At 71.4% G+C, this 16,098-nt stretch carries 14 protein-coding genes; 8 read left to right on the top strand and 6 right to left on the bottom strand.

The features are described from left to right. Positions 1-2: 2 nt before the first annotated feature. The 5 genes from FHX80_RS20855 to FHX80_RS20835 all read left to right on the top strand — a co-directional run bounded on the left by FHX80_RS20855 (position 3) and on the right by FHX80_RS20835 (position 6,080). The gene (locus FHX80_RS20855; protein WP_145765587.1) at positions 3-938 is read left to right on the top strand and encodes an AurF N-oxygenase family protein; all 936 of its coding nucleotides are present in this window, start codon (positions 3-5) and stop codon (positions 936-938) included. Between the two features lie 26 nt (positions 939-964). Further along, complete coding sequence (locus tag FHX80_RS20850; protein WP_145765586.1) at positions 965-1,717, top strand: TetR/AcrR family transcriptional regulator; 753 nt, start codon at positions 965-967, stop codon at positions 1,715-1,717. A gap of 17 nt (positions 1,718-1,734) precedes the next feature. After that, positions 1,735-2,001, top strand: coding sequence for a hypothetical protein (locus tag FHX80_RS20845; protein ID WP_145765585.1), 267 nt, complete (start codon positions 1,735-1,737; stop codon positions 1,999-2,001). A 118-nt stretch (positions 2,002-2,119) separates the two neighbouring features. Continuing rightward, positions 2,120-4,702, top strand: a complete 2,583-nt coding sequence (locus FHX80_RS20840) for an outer membrane protein assembly factor BamB family protein (RefSeq protein ID WP_145765584.1) — start codon at positions 2,120-2,122, stop codon at positions 4,700-4,702. 160 nt (positions 4,703-4,862) lie between these two features. Further along, on the top strand, positions 4,863-6,080 hold the full coding sequence (locus tag FHX80_RS20835; RefSeq protein ID WP_145765583.1) for a C40 family peptidase: 1,218 nt from the start codon (positions 4,863-4,865) through the stop codon (positions 6,078-6,080). Between the two features lie 91 nt (positions 6,081-6,171). Here FHX80_RS20835 and FHX80_RS20830 read toward each other — a convergent pair whose 3' ends face one another. Genes FHX80_RS20830 through FHX80_RS20810 form a run of 5 tightly spaced genes read right to left on the bottom strand, consistent with a single transcriptional unit; the run spans position 6,172 to position 12,057 of the window. After that, entirely contained in the window at positions 6,172-7,413 is a 1,242-nt protein-coding gene (locus tag FHX80_RS20830; protein ID WP_145765582.1) for a styrene monooxygenase/indole monooxygenase family protein, read from the bottom strand. A 31-nt stretch (positions 7,414-7,444) separates the two neighbouring features. After that, positions 7,445-8,095: a GTP-binding protein gene (locus FHX80_RS20825; RefSeq protein ID WP_145765581.1), complete on the bottom strand. Its 651-nt coding sequence runs from the start codon at positions 8,093-8,095 to the stop codon at positions 7,445-7,447. Further along, positions 8,076-8,492 carry a DUF742 domain-containing protein gene (locus FHX80_RS20820; protein WP_145765580.1) on the bottom strand — a complete coding sequence of 139 codons (417 nt, stop codon included), beginning with the start codon at positions 8,490-8,492 and terminating at the stop codon, positions 8,076-8,078. Before FHX80_RS20820 ends, FHX80_RS20825 begins: the two co-directional genes overlap by 20 nt. Further along, complete coding sequence (locus tag FHX80_RS20815; RefSeq protein ID WP_145765579.1) at positions 8,489-8,968, bottom strand: roadblock/LC7 domain-containing protein; 480 nt, start codon at positions 8,966-8,968, stop codon at positions 8,489-8,491. The genes FHX80_RS20820 and FHX80_RS20815 overlap by 4 nt, the downstream gene beginning before the upstream one ends. Beyond that, positions 8,965-12,057, bottom strand: coding sequence for a sensor histidine kinase (locus tag FHX80_RS20810; RefSeq protein ID WP_145765578.1), 3,093 nt, complete (start codon positions 12,055-12,057; stop codon positions 8,965-8,967). Before FHX80_RS20810 ends, FHX80_RS20815 begins: the two co-directional genes overlap by 4 nt. Before the next feature lie 364 nt (positions 12,058-12,421). On the opposite strand from FHX80_RS20810, the gene FHX80_RS20805 reads away from it, so the two are divergent. Continuing rightward, a complete protein-coding gene (locus FHX80_RS20805) occupies positions 12,422-13,207 on the top strand; it encodes a protein phosphatase 2C domain-containing protein (RefSeq protein WP_145765577.1) in 786 nt (261 codons plus the stop codon). A 166-nt stretch (positions 13,208-13,373) separates the two neighbouring features. Here the strand turns inward: FHX80_RS20805 and FHX80_RS20800 are convergent, their stop codons facing one another. Continuing rightward, on the bottom strand, positions 13,374-13,871 hold the full coding sequence (locus FHX80_RS20800) for a MarR family winged helix-turn-helix transcriptional regulator (RefSeq protein ID WP_208764694.1): 498 nt from the start codon (positions 13,869-13,871) through the stop codon (positions 13,374-13,376). Between the two features lie 225 nt (positions 13,872-14,096). Here FHX80_RS20800 and FHX80_RS20795 point away from each other — a divergent pair, with 225 nt between their 5' ends. Together FHX80_RS20795 and FHX80_RS20790 are read left to right on the top strand one after the other, a co-directional pair. Next, positions 14,097-14,951, top strand: a complete 855-nt coding sequence (locus FHX80_RS20795) for a lysozyme (RefSeq protein ID WP_145765575.1) — start codon at positions 14,097-14,099, stop codon at positions 14,949-14,951. 217 nt (positions 14,952-15,168) lie between these two features. Continuing rightward, entirely contained in the window at positions 15,169-15,933 is a 765-nt protein-coding gene (locus tag FHX80_RS20790) for a polysaccharide deacetylase family protein (RefSeq protein WP_167523587.1), read from the top strand. The last annotated feature ends 165 nt before the right edge of the window (positions 15,934-16,098 follow it).

Raw genomic sequence — 16,098 nt, 5'->3', positions numbered from 1 at the left:
CCATGACGACAGTGACCGAACACGATGTGCAGTTGCTCCGCGACGCACTCGGCCCGCTCCGGGACCGCGAGCAGATCGCCGAACGACTGCTGGAGGCCTCGGCCAAGCACTCCTTCGACCCCGACAAGGAGCTCGACTGGGACGCGGCGGTCGAGGACGGCAAGTGGTTCTGGCCGCCCGAGCTGGTCTCCCTCTACGACACCCCGATGTGGCGGAGGATGTCGCAGGAACAGCGGCAGGAACTGGCCCGGCACGAGGCGGCCTCACTGGCCTCGCTCGGCATCTGGTTCGAGATCATCCTCATGCAGCTGCTGGTCCGGCACATCTACGACAAGCCGGTGACCAGCAACCACGTCCGCTACGCCCTCACCGAGATAGCCGACGAGTGCCGGCACTCGATGATGTTCGGCCGGATGATCACCTGGGGCGGGGCGCCCTCCTACCCGGTCCCACGCAGGTACCACAACCTCGCCCGGGTGCTGAAGACCGTCTCCACCACGCCCGGTTCGTTCGCCGCCACCCTGCTCGGCGAGGAGATCCTCGACTGGATGCAGCGGCTGACCTTCCCCGACGAGCGCGTCCAGACCCTGGTGCGCGGCGTGACCCGCATCCATGTGGTCGAGGAGGCCCGGCACGTCCGGTACGCCCGCGAGGAACTGCGCCGCCAGATGGTGACCGCACCGCGCTGGGAACGTGAGCTCACCCGGGTCAGCTGCGGCGAGGCGGCCCGCGTCTTCTCCGTCTGCTTCGTCAATCCGCAGGTGTACGAGAACGTCGGGCTGGACCGCCACGAGGCCGTGGCCCAGGTGCGGGTGAGCGGCCACCGGGCGGAGGTCATGCAGTCGGGCGCCAAGCGGCTGACCGACTTCTTCGACGACATCGGGGTCCTCAACGGGGTGGGACGCAGGCTGTGGAAGAGCTCGGGCCTGCTCGCCTGACGGCACCAAGACTTACGCTGACGGGTATGACCCCTGCCGCAGCCGCGCCGCCGACCCGTGCGTACCGAAGGCTCAGCGTCGAGGAGCGGCGCACCCAGCTCCTCGGCGCGGCACTCACCCTCTTCGCGCACCGGGCCCCCGACGAGGTCTCGCTCGACGAGGTCGCGACGGTGGCCGGGGTCTCCAGGCCGCTGGTCTACCGCTACTTCCCGGGCGGGCGGCAGCAGTTGTACGAGGCGGCCCTCAGGTCCGCCGCCGAGGAACTGATCCTGTGCTTCACCGAGCCGGCCGTGGGCCCGCCCACGGAACGGGTGACGCGGGTTCTGGACCGCTATCTCGCCTTCGTCGACCAGCACGACGCCGGCTTCAGCGCACTGCTGCGCGGCGGCAGTGTCGCCGAGACGTCGCGTACGAGCACGATCGTCGACGAGGTACGGCGGGCGGCGGCCGACCAGATACTCCTGCACCTGGGCCGGGGCGCGGGCAGCGATCCCGGACCGCGGCTGCGGATGATGGTGCGCACCTGGATAGCCGCCGTCGAGGCGGCCTCGCTGATCTGGCTGGACGAGGAGAAGCAGCCGGCCGCCTCCGAGCTGCGCGACTGGCTCGTCGACCAGTTCATCGGACTCCTCGCGGTCACCGCCGCCACGGACCCGGCAACCGCTTCCGCGGTGTCCGAGCTGCTGCCCCTGGAGACCGCGGCGGGCCCGGCCGGCCGGCTGGCGGACCGGCTGATCCCGGTGGTCGGCGTGGCGGCGCATCTGCTGCCCCCGGGCTGATCGGTCAGACTGGGGCGGTGAGAAGCGAGAACACACCCTTCACCGGCGGCCCGCTGGACGGCCGGGTGCTGCCCGTACTCGTCGGCGCGACCGGCCACCCGCCCAAGTGGTACGAGGTCCCGGTCCCGGACGCCGACGGCGGACCGGCCACCGTGCACGCGTACCGGCGGGTCCCGGCCGGACACTCCAAGCGGCTGGGGATCCAGCGCGGCTGGGTGTACGAGTACGCCCCCGGCGGCCGCGAACGCCACGGCGTCAAGTGGCCCTGGTCGAAGCCGGGATGACGCATATCGGGTGAATCGGGGGTGGGACCGGCCGTCCGGTCCGAGGCCGCCCGGCAGCCTCTAAGATCGGCGATCTGGTCCGAGGACGGTCAGAGGACGGTCACCAAGGGGGTGCGCCATGGAGGCGCTGCGTCAGGACGATCCACTCCGCTTCGGCCCGTACACGACGCTGGTGCGCCTGCGTGAGACGGCCGTCGCGGTGCAGTACCTCGCGCGCGGGGCGGCCTCGCGGGACCTCGTCGTGATCACCGCGGCGCGGCCCGCGCTGGCCGCGCTGCCCGTCTTCCGACGCCGCTTCCAGGCGGAGGCGCGGACCGCGGACCGGCTGGCCGGCGGCTGGGTGGCGGCGCAGCTCGACACCCGGACGGACGGGTCCGGGGACGCCGACCTGCTGTGGACGGCCTCGGAGTACGCACCGGCCCTGACCCTCGCCGAGGCGATCGAGACCGCCGGGCCGCTCCCCGAGCGGGCCGTGCGGATACTGGGCGCGGGCATCGCCGAGACCCTCTCCCGGGTGCACGCCACCGGGGCCGTGCTTCAGGGCCTCACCCCCACGACGGTGCTGCTGGCCGAGAACGGGCCGCGGCTCACCGCCTTCGGCCCGCTGGGTGCGGCGGCCGACGCCGAGGCGCGGCCGGGCGGTCAGCTCTCCGTCCGGCTCGGCTATCTGACCCCGGAGCAGGTCGCGGGCACGGAGGCCGGTCCGGCCTCCGACCTCTTCGTGCTGGGCCTGCTGCTCGCGTACGCGGCGACCGGCAGCACCCCGCTGGCGGACGGTCCGGCGGTGGAGGCCGCCGACCGGATCGCCCATGCCGACCCCGAACTGGGCGCCGTACCGGACGCGTTGCGCGATCTGGTCACCCGCTGCCTGGCGAAGGACCCGGCCGACCGGCCGACGGCGGGTGCGGTGGCCGCCGAACTGGCCCTGGAGGGTGCGGCCGGGCTCGCGAAGGGCGGCTGGCTGCCGGCTTCGTTGTCGGTGGCCGTGGCCGAACAGGACGTACGCGCACAGTCGTTGGGGACCGCACCGCCCACCTCCGGGGACTCGATGGCCGCGCCGGTCCGGGCGGACGTGCCCGCCGTGCCCGAGGTCCCGGACGTGCGGGACGCCGTGGTGTCCGCGGCCGACCCCGCCACCGGCGGGTCCGAAGCCCCCGCGCCCGGCCGGGACACCCGGACCGCCCAGTTCGGGATCATCGATCACCGCGCCCCGCGCCCCGATCTGGTGACGGCCCAGCTCTCGATGCCGGGTGAGCTGCCCGGCCTCCCCGCCGCCCTCCCCGCCGGGACTCTGGTCCCGCGGCCGCTCCCCGTACCCGCGGCGTACCTTCCCGCCCTCGCGCCCCCTCCGCCTCCTCCGGCCGCTCCCGGGCGCGCCGCGGTCGACCGCCGGACCCTGGTGATCGGGGCCGCGGCCGGGGCCGCCGGGCTCCTCGTCGGAGGCGGCGGGGTGCTCGCGCTCGGGTCCGGCGACGACACGAAGCCCACGGACGACGCCGAGCCCGGCCCGAGCACCAGCCGGGCCACCATCGCCGGACTGCCTCCGCAGCCGCGCTGGATCCATACGCACCCGGCATCCGAACCGCCCCCTCTCACCGCCGCCCTCTGGAACGACCGGCTGCTGGTGCTGACCGGCGAGACCCACGCGTCCGCCGTCGACCTGCGCACCGGCCGCCGGGTCTGGGAGAGCCCGGACGCCGCCAAGGGCCAGGCGGCCGTGCCGGCCGGCAAGGAGTTCTGCTTCATCGCGGGCCCGACCGAGTTCCTGTGGCTGTCGGCGAAGGACGGCCGGGTCGCCCACCGGGTGGCGTACGCCGACGGATTCGACGGCGCCCCGTACCTGACGGTGCCCCAGCTCGTCGGCGCGTCCGGTTCGACCGTCTGGTTCACCGGCTCCAACAAGGTAACTGTGAAGGCCCCCAAGCCGAAGAAGGGCAAGAAGCGCGGCAAGGACCAGCAGGTCGTCAAGTCGTATCTGTTCGGGTACGACATCGAGCAGCGCAAGGAGCTGTGGCGGACCCCCGTGCCCACCGGGCGCGGCCCGGCCGCACCGGTGTACCGGCTGATCGCGGTGCGGCCGGACGACATCGTCGTACGGCAGAGCCGGCTGTCACTCACCCCGGCGGACGTGAAGGCGGCCAAGGGCAAGGGCATGTTCCGCGGCTTCGACCGGAGGACCGGAAAGCCGAAGTGGACCGAGACGTTCGGCGTCGTCACCCCCGACGGGGCGGCCATGGGCGACGCGGACGGGGTGCTGTACGCGGCGGCCGGGGACGATCTCCGCGCCTTCGGGACGTCCGACGGGAAGCCGAAGTGGACGCTCAACGGCACTCGCGGCTCCCACTTCGGGACAGCGGTCGAGGCCGGTGCGCTGCTGCACACCACCAACAGCAACCAGGAAGTGGGCGCGGTGGACCGGGAGTCCGGGCAGCTGCGCTGGCAGCGGTCGACGGAGGGGACGGCCACCGACCGGTCCCCCACGATCACCGTCAGCGGCACCGGCGGGACGCTGTTCGCGGCGAGCTCCGACCAGGTCACCGCGTTCGCGGCGGCCGACGGGCGGCGGCTGTGGAAGTTCCAGGACATCGGGGAACAGGACCCGAAGGGCGCGACGGTCACCGCCGTGTACGAGGTACTGCCCTTCGGGAAGATCGCAGTCGTGTGGCGCGACCGGGTGTTCTACGCGTTCCCGGTCGCCTGACCACAGGGCCGGAAGGCGGCCGGTGAGCCGCCTTCCGGGGGACCGGGCCGCCGCCACGCCCTTCGGTTCTTGAATCACCTGACGGCAAGTGAGCGTATGGACGAATCGCGCTCACTCATGGGGTAGTCCCACGATTCACCCCGCTATCGGAGGTGATGTCGTGCCGGGCAGAGTTCTGCGCTCCATCTGTACGGCGACGCTGGCAGCCGTCGTCGTGACCTCACCCACCGGCGCCCTGGCCGCTGCCGCCCCCTCTCCTTCACCCTCACCCTCGCCCTCCCCTTCCGCCGTCCCGGCGATCCCCGCCCCGGGCGCCGTGGGTGCCGCCGCTCCGGAAGCGGCCCGCCGCGTGGTCCCCGCACTGCTGAGTGGTCTTCAGAAGCTGTACCAGCAGGCCGAGGAGGCCACCGAGGCCTACAACGGGACGGCGGCCGAGCTGAAGAAGCGGACCGCGCAGGCGAAGAAGCTGGACGCCGCGCTCGTCACCGCCCGGCTCTCGCTGTCCCGCGGCCGCGACGCCGCCGGGCGGCTGGCCCGCGAGCAGTACCAGGGCCGTTCCGACTTCTCCTCGTACCTGCGGCTGCTGCTGTCCCGCAACCCCGAACAGGCCCTGGACCAGGGGCAGGTCATCCAGCGGCTGGCCGCCGGGCGGGTGGCGGCCGTGAAGAGGCTCACCGGCGCCGAGGAGCGTGCCGGGGAGCTGGCGAAGGAATCCCGCGAGGTGCTGGACAAGCAACAGGTGCTGGCCGCACGGCAGAAGAAGGAACGCGACGCCGTGCGCAAGCGCCTCAAGGAGGTCGAGGCGATGCTCGCCACGCTCTCCATCGACCAGCTCACCCAGGTGTCCAGCCTCGAACAGAAGGGCACGGCCACGGCCCAGAGCGCTCTGGTCGCCTCGGGCGCCCTGTCCTCGAACCGGCCGCCGTCCGAGGAGGGCGGCGAGGCGGTCCGGTACGCGTTCAGGCAGATCGGCAAGCCGTACGTGTGGGGCGCCGAGGGACCCGGCTCGTTCGACTGCTCCGGGCTCACCTCGCAGGCCTGGGCGAACGCCGGCCGCGCCATCCCGCGGACCTCGCAGGAACAGTGGCGGCAGCTCCGGAAGGTGCCGGTGGGGAGCCTGCGCCCCGGTGACCTGGTGATCTACTTCCCGAAGGCCACGCATGTGGCGCTGTACATCGGCAACGGCCTGGTGGTGCAGGCGCCCCGGCCGGGCTCCCGGGTGAAGATCTCGCCACTGGCGTCGAACCCGCTGCTGGGCGCTGTTCGGCCGGACCCGGAGAGCGCCCCGCTGTCGACGTACAAGCCGCCGGAGCTCCCCCAGGGTGCGTCCGAGGGCTCCGACGAGGGGTACAGCGCCTCTTCGTCCCCTGCCGGGTGACGGCTGCCGTACACGCTTCGGCCGGGCCGGGACCGCTGCGCGATGGCGACTGGTCCCGGCCCGGCCGGTTGGTTCAGTAAGTACGGAGCGCTCAGGCGGCGGGACCCGTGACCGAGGCGAGGTACGCGTTCGTCTTCTCCGGGTCGAAGAAGAAGTTCTCGAAGTCCGCCGGGTTGTCGAACCCGTTGGCGAAGCGGTCGGCGACCGGCTGGAGCTGGCCGGCGGCGCCGATCAGGTTCAACACGTGCTCCGGCGGAACGCCGAGCATCGCGTTCGTCCACTTCGTGACGTGCTGGGCGGTGTCCCAGTAGCGGTCGAAGGTGGACTGCATCCACGCCGCGTCGAACTCGCCGTCACCGTGCTCGATGATCGAGTCCAGGTAGGCGTTCGCGCACTTGGAGGCCGAGTTGGAACCCTGCCCGGTGACCGGGTCGTTGGCGACGACCACGTCCGCGACTCCGAGCACCAGGCCGCCGCCGGGCAGCCGGCCGATCGGCTTGCGGACGGTCGGGGCGTAACGGCCCGCCAGGGTGCCGTTGGCGTCGGTCAGTTCGACCTTCGTGGCGCGGGCGTACTCCCACGGGGTGAACCGCTCCATGAGCTCCAGCGTCTTGGCGAGGTGCTCCGAGGGGTCCTTGATGCCCTGGAAGACGTCGAGCGGTCCGCCCGGGACGCCCTCCCAGAACAGGATGTCGGCGCGGCCGGACGTGGTCAGGGTCGGCATCACGAAGAGCTCACCGACACCCGGGACCAGGTTGCAGCGGACCGCGTCGAACTCGGGGTGCTCGGGGCGCGGGCCCATGCCGTGCACGTACGCGACGGCCAGGGCGCGCTGCGGGGCGTCGAACGGCGAACGGGAGGCGTCCCGGCCGAACATGGAGACCAGCTCGCCCTTGCCCGCCGAAACCATCACCAGGTCGTAGGTGCGGGAGAAGAAGTCCAGGTCGGAGACGGCGGCGCCGTGGATGACGAGCTGTCCGCCGCGCTGGGCGAAGGTGTCCATCCAGCCGGCCATCTTCACGCGCTGGTCCACCGACTGGGCGAAGCCGTCCAGCTTGCCGACCCAGTCGACGGCGCGCGAGGAGTCGGGGGCGGCGACCGAGACCCCGAGGCCCTCGATGCGCGGGGCCTGGGACTCCCAGAAGTTGAGCTGGTAGTCCCGCTCGTGCTGGAGCGCGGTGTGGAACATGCACTGGGTCGACATGACCCGGCCCGAACGGATCTCGTCGGCGGTGCGGTTGGACATGAGGGTGACTTCGTACCCTCTGGACTGGAGTCCCAGGGCGAGCTGGAGACCGGACTGGCCGGCTCCGACTATGAGTATCTTCCGCATCGCGGTTCTCCGTTGTGTGTGAACGTACAAGCTATGCCGGGGTGGCGTCGAGGGCGTGGCCCACCAGAGCCAGCAGCGCCTCGACGACGGTGATCCTGTTACGCGCGTCCATGATCACGACAGGCACGTGCGGGGGCACGGTCAGGGCCTCCCTGACGTCCTCGACCTCGAACCCGGGGGTTCCCTCGAAGTGGTTGACGGCCACGATGTACGGCAGTCCGCAGCTCTCGAAGTAGTCGAGGGCGGGGAAGCAGTCGGCGAGCCGGCGGGTGTCGGCCAGCACGATCGCGCCGATCGCGCCGCGCACCAGGTCGTCCCACATGAACCAGAAGCGCTGCTGCCCCGGTGTGCCGAAGACGTACAGCACCAGGTCGTCGTCGAGCGTGAGACGGCCGAAGTCCATGGCGACGGTCGTGGTGACCTTGTCGGGCGTCGCGCTGAGGTCGTCGGTCTCCTCGCTGGCCTGGGTCATCATCGCTTCGGTCTTCAGCGGGGTGATCTCGGAGACCGAACCCACGAAGGTCGTCTTGCCCACGCCGAAGCCGCCCGCGACCACTATCTTCGTGGCGATCGGGGCCCTGGTGTGGTCCAGCTGCCAGGCCTGCAGCGCCTCGTCGGCCTGGTCCTGCGGCCCCGGCCGGCGCGGGGCGAACAGCGGCGACTCAGAGACGACGGAGTCCATTGAGCACCCTTTCGAGCAGTGCGCGGTCGGGCTGGCCGGTGCCGTGCCCGGTCCCGTACACGCGGATCTTTCCCTGGTCGGCCAAGTCGCTGAGCAGCACCCGGACCACGCCGAGCGGCATCTTCAGCAGTGCGGAGATCTCCGCGACGGTACGCATCCGGCGGCAGATCTCGACGATGGCCTGGAGCTCGGGCACGACGCGCGAGGCCAGATTGCCATTGGTCAGTTCACGCCGCTCTTCGGGTGCTTCGAGTGCGGCCACGAACGTCTCGACGAGCAGGACGTGACCGAACCGGGTGCGACCCCCGGTGAGTGAGTACGGGCGGACCCGTGAGGGCCGTTTCTCGGCCCCGCGGACGGGGAGCCTGCGGACGGGTTCGGCGGCGGCGGGGGTCACTGGGCGCTCTCCATCGATTTGCGCAGCTCACTGCGGAGTTCGGGGGTGAGTACGTGGCCGGCGCGGCCGACGAAGAGCGCCATGTGATAGGCGATGACGCTCATGTCGCAGTCGGGGGTGGCATGCACACCGAGCAGCGAGCCGTCGCTGATCGACATGACGAAGACACTGCCTTCCTCCATCGCGACCATGGTCTGCTTGACACCGCCGCCCTCCATCAGCTTCGCGGCGCCGATGGTGAGGCTGCCGATACCGGAGACGATGGTCGCCAGGTCGGCGCTGGAGCCCCGTGGGCCGTCCTGCCGGCTGCTCACCTGGGCGGTCTGGTGGCCGGGGTCGGAGGAGAGCAGCATCAGCCCGTCGGACGAGACGACGGTGACCGAGTGAACCCCTGGCACCTCCTCCACCAGATTGCTCAGCAACCAGTGAAGGTTCCGGGCCTCGGTGCTCAGCCCGAATGTGCTGGGCGCAGTCAACTGCGTGCCTCCTCGACTGTGTCCCCCGTCTCATCGGTTCGACCGTCGGTACGGTCGGCCGCCTCGGTGTGGCCTGTACGTGTTGCGCGTCCGGCGGGTACGGCCGCCTCCGGCGTGGCGGACGACTCGGCGATCTCCGCCTCGACGTCCCTGCGGCCGTCCTTCGCTCCCTGGTGGAAGCCGCCCAGCCGACGCCGCAGAGCGTCCTTGTCCACGCTGCCCTTGCGGTCGGCCGCGGGGGCCGCGGTGGGCTTGACGACCTTGGGGGTGCGCTTGGGCAGCCCCTTGTCGGTGATCCTCTCGGGCTCCGGCCGGCGCGGGCCCGGCACGGTGTCGGCCACGGGGGTGGTGGCGGGCGCGGGGGTGGTGACGGGCGCGGGGGTGGTGACGGGTTCCGGTGCCGGGGCGGGGGCCGGGGCTTCCCGCGGGCCCTCGTCGGCGGCGCGCTCGTGGCGGTCGGGGCCGATGGCGTACGGGCCGGACACGAGCGGGGAGTCGGGGCCGTCCCCGAAGGCGGGGGCGTGGGTGAACTCGGGGGTGTCGTCGAACTCGGGCACCCGGGGAAGCCGCACCTGCATGGTGATCTCGGCCTCGGAGTCCGAGGAGTGCGCGGGCACCTCGCTGTCCGAGGGCTGCGCGGGGTGCACGGGCACCTCACTGTCCGAAGGTTGCGCGGGCTGCGAGGGCTCCGGCTCGGCGGGGGGTGCGTGGTCGGGGACGGCCTGGACAGGCTCCTCGACGACGGGCTGCTCGACAACAGGCTTCTGGACGGCGGGCGCGTCGACGACGGGCGCGTTGACGACGGGCGCGTTGACGGCTTCGGCCCCGGACGCGGCGATCGTCTGCTCGGCCGCCGCGATCAGCGGGTCACCGGGCAGCGCCGGGGGGCGGCCCGGCAACGCGTTGGAGTTGGCCTCCGCGACCGAGCCCGGCAGGTTCAGCGTGGGCGCGTCGCCGGACACGGTGACCGGCGGCGGGGTGGCGGCCGGCAACGCCTTCGGCAGCAACGCCAAGGGCAGTACGACGACCACGGTCACCCCGCTGCCCTTCTGCTCGCGCAGCTCGACCTGCACGCCGTGGCGCGCGGCCAGCAGCGACGTCACCTGAAGGCCGAGACCGGCTCCGTCCGCGTTCTGCTCGCCCGCCTCGAAGAGCGCCGGGTTGCCCAGCCGGGTGTTCAGCTCACCCATCCGCACGGACGACATGCCGATGCCCTCGTCCTGCACGGAGAGCATCACCTCGCCGGACTCCAGCAGCCAGCCGGAGAGCTGGACATGGGAGTCGGGCGGCGAGAAGGAGGTCGCGTTCTCCAGGAGTTCGGCGACGAGGTGACTGAGGTCGTCGGCGGCGAACCCGGCGATCTGGGCGTGCGGCGGCAGGGACTGGATGGTGACCCGCTCGTACCGCTCGATCTCGCTGACCGCCGCGCGCAGGACGTCGACCAGCGGAATCGGCCCCGGATGCCCGTGCCCGTGCTCGGCGCCCGCGAGGACCAGCATGTTCTCGCTGTGGCGGCGCATGACCGTGGCCATGTGGTCGAGCTTGAAGAGGGTGGCGAGCCGGTCCGGGTCCTGCTCGCGTTCCTCCAGCGACTCGATGACCCCGAGCTGGCGGTCGACGAGGCCGAGGTTGCGCAGCGAGAGGTTGACGAAGGTGTGGTGGACGGTGTTCTTCAGCTTTTCCAGCTGGGTCGTCAGATCGGCTGTGTGGACCTGGAGTTCGGCGCGCTGGAGGGTGAGCGCCTCGCGGCCGGCGATCAGCTCGGCGCGCTCGCTCTCCAGGTTCTCGAACCGTCCGTTGAACTCGTGGAGCAGTCCGTGCAGCTTGCCGTGCAGGGCGTTGATGGACCGTACGACCTGGGCGAACTCGTCGTTGCGGCCGGTGTAGCGGACCGGTTCGGCGGTGGCGGGTTCCGCCGCGAGACGGGCGGCGCCGATCCGCAGCACGGAGAGCGGCTGGGTGAGGGTGCGGGCCACCGCGGTGGAGACGCCGACGGCGATCAGCAGACAGCCGCCGAGCAGCGCGATCCGCAGTTCGAGCCCCGTGACGTCGTCGTCGCGCAGCTGCTCCAGCCGCTGGACCTGGGCGGTGCCGAGGGCTGACTCGACGCTCCGCATCCGGTCGATCCGGGCGGAGAGCGCCGCCCCCGCCTTCTTGCTGTTGACCTTCTGGTCGGAGTCGGAGAGCTCGGGGCGGTCCGTGAGCTCGGCGAGGTACTTCTCCGCGCTGTTGACGTCGGGGCCGGTGACGGTGGACGTGAGCTTGTCGCGGGCGGCGGCTCCGGCCGCCTGGTCGAAGTCGGCGAGCGAGGAGAGCTCGCCGACCCGGGCCTGCTGGGCGGCCGCGCTCAGCTCGTCACGGGTGCGGTCGTCCTTGGTGTCGCCCTCGTCCTGGGTCTGGACGGGCAGCCCGGTGAACGGGTCGATCTGCGGGGCGGCCGGCTCCTTGCGGGGGACGGCGAGCGCCGCGAGCAGCAGCCCGCGGGTGGCCGAGGCGTGCTCGGTGGCCTGACCGAGCGCGAGCGGGGCGCGGCCCGTCTCGGCGGCGCGCGGCGGGGTCTTCTCCGCGAGGTCGTCGGCGAGGCCGTGGAGCTTCGCGATGACCTCGGAGTACGACTGGTGGGCCTCCAGCGCCGAACCCTTGCCGCTGACGGCGTCGCGCCGCAGCGAGGGGATGGTGGAGAGGTCGCGGCGCAGGACGGCGGGGGCCGCGTCCCGGATCTCGTCCACCTGCTGGTCGACACGGGCGCTCCGGCTCCCGGTGGTGCCCGCACCCTCGGGCTTTCCCTCCCGGCCGGCGGCGATGTACGCGGTGACCTCGTCGCGCTCGTCCGCGAGGGAGTGCGCGAGCGCGATGGCCTGCTGGTTCAGCTCCGCGAGGGTGACCAGCCGCTGCGACTCGGTCAGATCGGACGAGGCGCTGAGGGCTGCCGGGGCCCCCGCGGCTATGACGGTGATCCCGACGACCGCGACTCCCGCGACCAGCCGACGGCGTACGCGCACAGTGCGCCCGCCTTCAGCCGACGCCGAAGGCGCCACCTCGGAACCGCTGTTCTTGCCGCCCTTGCTCCGAGGCCGCTTCTTCTGCACCGGTGCTCGCAATCTTGACTCGTCCGCCCTTGAAGCAGAGGTGACGCACGGCCACGTGAATGAGCGCCCCGACCCCTGGTACGGCTTCCGACCATTCCAGTGCTTTTGAGAGGGGGGCGCGCATCAACCGCTCCGCCACTCGAACGAGTGAACAACACTCGCGAGTTGGCGAACAAGTCTCCCCGCGGCGCCCGGACGGCACACCCGGACGTCCGGCTGGAACTTCCGGGCAGCCTTTGGCAGGATGCCCGCCCGCACACTTGGCGGAGTGATTACCTCCGCCCCAGCCGCCCGTCTGACCTGCTGATACGGGTCGGCCCGGGTACGTGCAGGCCTCGTGAAGGCGTCGTGCAGACTGGTCCGTATGCGTATGGAGCTCGCCACCGCCGCAGGCATTCCCGGACGCTCGAACGAGGACTGGGCCGCCACCGTCCTGCCCGCTTCCGGCCAGGGTGGGGGGCTGGTGCTGCTCGACGGGGTCACTCCGCCACGGGGGGACGACGGTTGTGCGCACTCGGTGCCGTGGTTCACCGCCCGGCTGGGCGGCGCCCTGGTCGAACTGTCCGGTTCACGGCGAGATCTGACTCTGCGGGAGATCCTGGCCGAGTCCATCCGACGCACCGCCGACACGCACCGTTCCCTCTGTGACCTTTCTCACGTACGCACACCGCAGGCGACCGTCGTCATGGCACGTTGGGACGAGACCGAGATCGAACACCTGGTCCTCTCCGACTCCGTGCTGCTCGTCGAATCGCCCGACGGGACCGTGCGCGTCCTGCTGGACGACCGGCTCGACCGGCTGCCGCCGGGCTCGCTGGCCTCCGACGCGATCGCCGACGCACGGTTCAGGAACAAGGAGGGGGGCTTCTTCACCGCCGCCGCCGATCCGTCCGTGGCGCACCGCGCGGTGACGGGGCGCACGCCCCGCGCCGAGGTGCGGGCCCTGGCCGCGATGACGGACGGCGCGAGCCGCTGGGCGGAGATGTTCGACGAGGGCGACTGGGCGGACTGCCTCGGAGTGCTGCGCAAGGAGGGGCCACAGGGGCTGATCGACCGGGTCCGGACCCTGGAGGACGCGGACACGGACCGTACGCGGCTGCGGCGCGGCAAGACGCACGACGACGCGACGGCGGTCTACGTGGAGCTGTGAGGCCCGCGCGGTGGGCCGGAGTCGCCGGCACGTGACGTGGAGGCGTGGCCGGACGCTGAGGCGCGGAGGCGTGGCCGGCCCGTGACGTGGAGGCGTGACTCGGTCGGGCCCGTGACGCCCAGGCGCGGCGCGGCCGGGTGTTCGCGCCGCCGGGGGCGTATCGCCGTCAGTCCTCCGCGCGGGCGTTCAAGTGATGGAGCAGCCGGGCCAGTTCGGCCACCTCGGCCCGGTCCCAGTCGGCGAGCTTGCGCACATACCGGTCCCGGCGGGCGTCGCGGACGCGCCGGAAGCGGTCGAGGCCCTCGTCGGTGAGTTGGACGAGGAAGGCCCGCCCATCGGCCGGATCGGGCTCGCGCGCCACCAGTCCGAGGCCCTCCAGGGCGCGCAGTTGACGGCTCATGGTGGCCTTGCCGACCCCGAAGTACGAGGCGAGGTCCGTGGCCCGCTGCCGGCCCGCCGACTCCAGGCGTACGAAGAGCCCGTAGGCGGCCGCCTCCAGCTCCGGGTGCACCTCGCGCGCCATTTCGCCGGAGTTCGCCCGGGCGCGACGCAGGAACACCGCCAGTTCCAGCTCCAGGGCCAGGAATTCATGGTCCACACCACTCCCACCGGCTGCGCCGGGTTCACTCCCTCTTCCGCTCCCGTGCACGTCAAAACCCCTCATATGCTTTCCTGCCGCTGAAAGTTTCTTTCAGCGCTGGTCATCGCCGCAGCTCCGCCAGTATTTCGCAGGAGTAGACCAACGGCACCGCCCTGACCCCCTTCCGCAATACAGGCCTACGCGCGTAGCGTCCTGCATGGCATGTCCACACCATGTCGTGTCAACAGGGGTGCGTACGCCGGTCCCTGAATCAGCAGATCCCCCCACTGAGGCCTCGGAGGCACGCACATGCTCGTGCAAAGATCCGGCTCCAAGACTGCCCGCCGCTCGCGTTTCGCGGCTGCGGGAACTCTGCTCGCTGCACTCTCCCTCCTCATCACCCTGCCCGGCGCGGCGGGCGCCGCGGGCAACCCGGCCACCGGCAACCCCACGAAGCCCGAACGGGGTTCCGCCACCATGGGTATGGGTGTCGTCGCCCACGACGGCCGGGGTGGTCTGCCGGTGGACACCCGCGCCGTCCAGACCGAGGGCGTGGACGTCAGTGGCCACCAGAACGCCGTGAACTGGTCGGCCCTCTGGAACAGCGGTGTCAGGTGGGCCTACGTCAAGGCCACCGAGGGCACCTACTACATGAACGAGGACTTCACCCAGCAGTACAACGGTTCGTACAACATCGGGATGATCCGCGGCTCTTACCACTTCGCCACCCCGAACACCACGAGCGGTGCCGTCCAGGCCAACTACTTCGTCGACCACGGCGGCGGCTGGTCCAGGGACGGCCGGACACTGCCGGGCGTACTCGACATCGAGTGGAATCCGTACGGCGACCAGTGCTTCGGCATGACCCCGGCCGCGATGGTCTCCTGGATCCGCGACTTCGTGAACACCTACAAGGCGCGCACCGGACGCGACGCGGTCATCTACACCGCGACGAGCTGGTGGCAGACCTGCACCGGCAACAACGCGGGCTTCGGCGCCACCAACCCGCTCTGGGTGGCCCGTTACAACACCACGGTCGGCACACTCCCGGCCGGCTGGGGCTACTACACGATGTGGCAGTACACCTCGACCGGCCCCACGGTCGGCGACCACAGCCACTTCAACGGCGCCCTCGACCGCGTACAGGCGCTGGCCAACGGCTGAGCCGCTCCGCCGGCAGTCGCCCGGCACGACTTTCCCACGGAAGAGCCCGGTGACGCATCACGTCGCCGGGTTCTTCCCGTTTCACGCCCCTGACCCGGCATTCAGTGCCCGGGGACGACCCCCGGCACCCCCTATGCACCAGGTGTATACACGCTGCGTATAGTCCTCCCGGGACGCACGTCGTGTGCGTCGTTCAGCCACGAGGGAGTGACGTGCCATGCCCAGTAGGACGAAGTCGATCGGTACGGGGTTGGCCGTCGCTCTTGTGACAGCCCTCACCCTGACGCTGAGCGGCTGCTCGATGGAGACCACCGCCCCCGGCTCCGCACGCGCCGACGCGGGCTCCGACTCCAAGGGGCCGTTCGGGCCGGTGGACTGCCGCAAGGCCAAGTGCATAGCCCTGACCTTCGACGCGGGCCCGGCCGAGGACACCCCGCACCTGCTGGACATCCTCAAGGAGGAGAAGGTCCACGCGACCTTCTTCCTGCTGGGCAAGAACCATGTGAAGAAGCACCCCGACGTCGTCCGCCGCATCGCGGCCGAGGGGCACGAGGTGGCCAACCACACCTGGTCGCACGAGATACTGACGGACAAGAAGCCCGCCGAGATACGCGCCGAGCTGGAGAAGACGCAGGACGCGATAGAGGCGATCACCGGCAAGAAGCCGCGGCTGATGCGCCCGCCGCAGGGCCGCACCGACGACACCGTCTCCGGGATCAGCAAGGACCTGGGGCTGTCCCAGATCCTGTGGAGCGCCACCGCCAAGGACTACTCGACGACCGACTCCGCGCTGATCAAGAAGCGGATCCTCGACCAGGCGAGCAAGGACGGCATCATCCTGCTGCACGACATCTACAAGGGCTCGGTGCCCGCGGTGCCGGGCATCATCGACGAGCTGAAGAAGCGCGGCTACACCTTCGTGACGGTGCCCCAGCTGATGGCGCCCGCCGAGCCGGTCCCGGGCACCATCTACCGCCCCTGAGCCGCCCGCACCACCCTCCGCGTACGCGAAACGGCCGCACCACCCTCCGCGTACGCGGATCAGCCGCACCGCCACCGTGCACGCGAATCGGCCACCCCACCCTCCGCGTACGCGAAACGGCCGCACCGCCACCGCGTACGCGAAACGGCCCGCATCCCCGTCGCC

It is taken from the genome of Streptomyces brevispora, from assembly GCF_007829885.1.
GTDB lineage: Bacteria > Actinomycetota > Actinomycetes > Streptomycetales > Streptomycetaceae > Streptomyces > Streptomyces brevispora.
The sequence above is the reverse complement of the archived record's forward strand: the minus strand, read 5'-3'. Positions and strand labels throughout refer to the sequence as shown.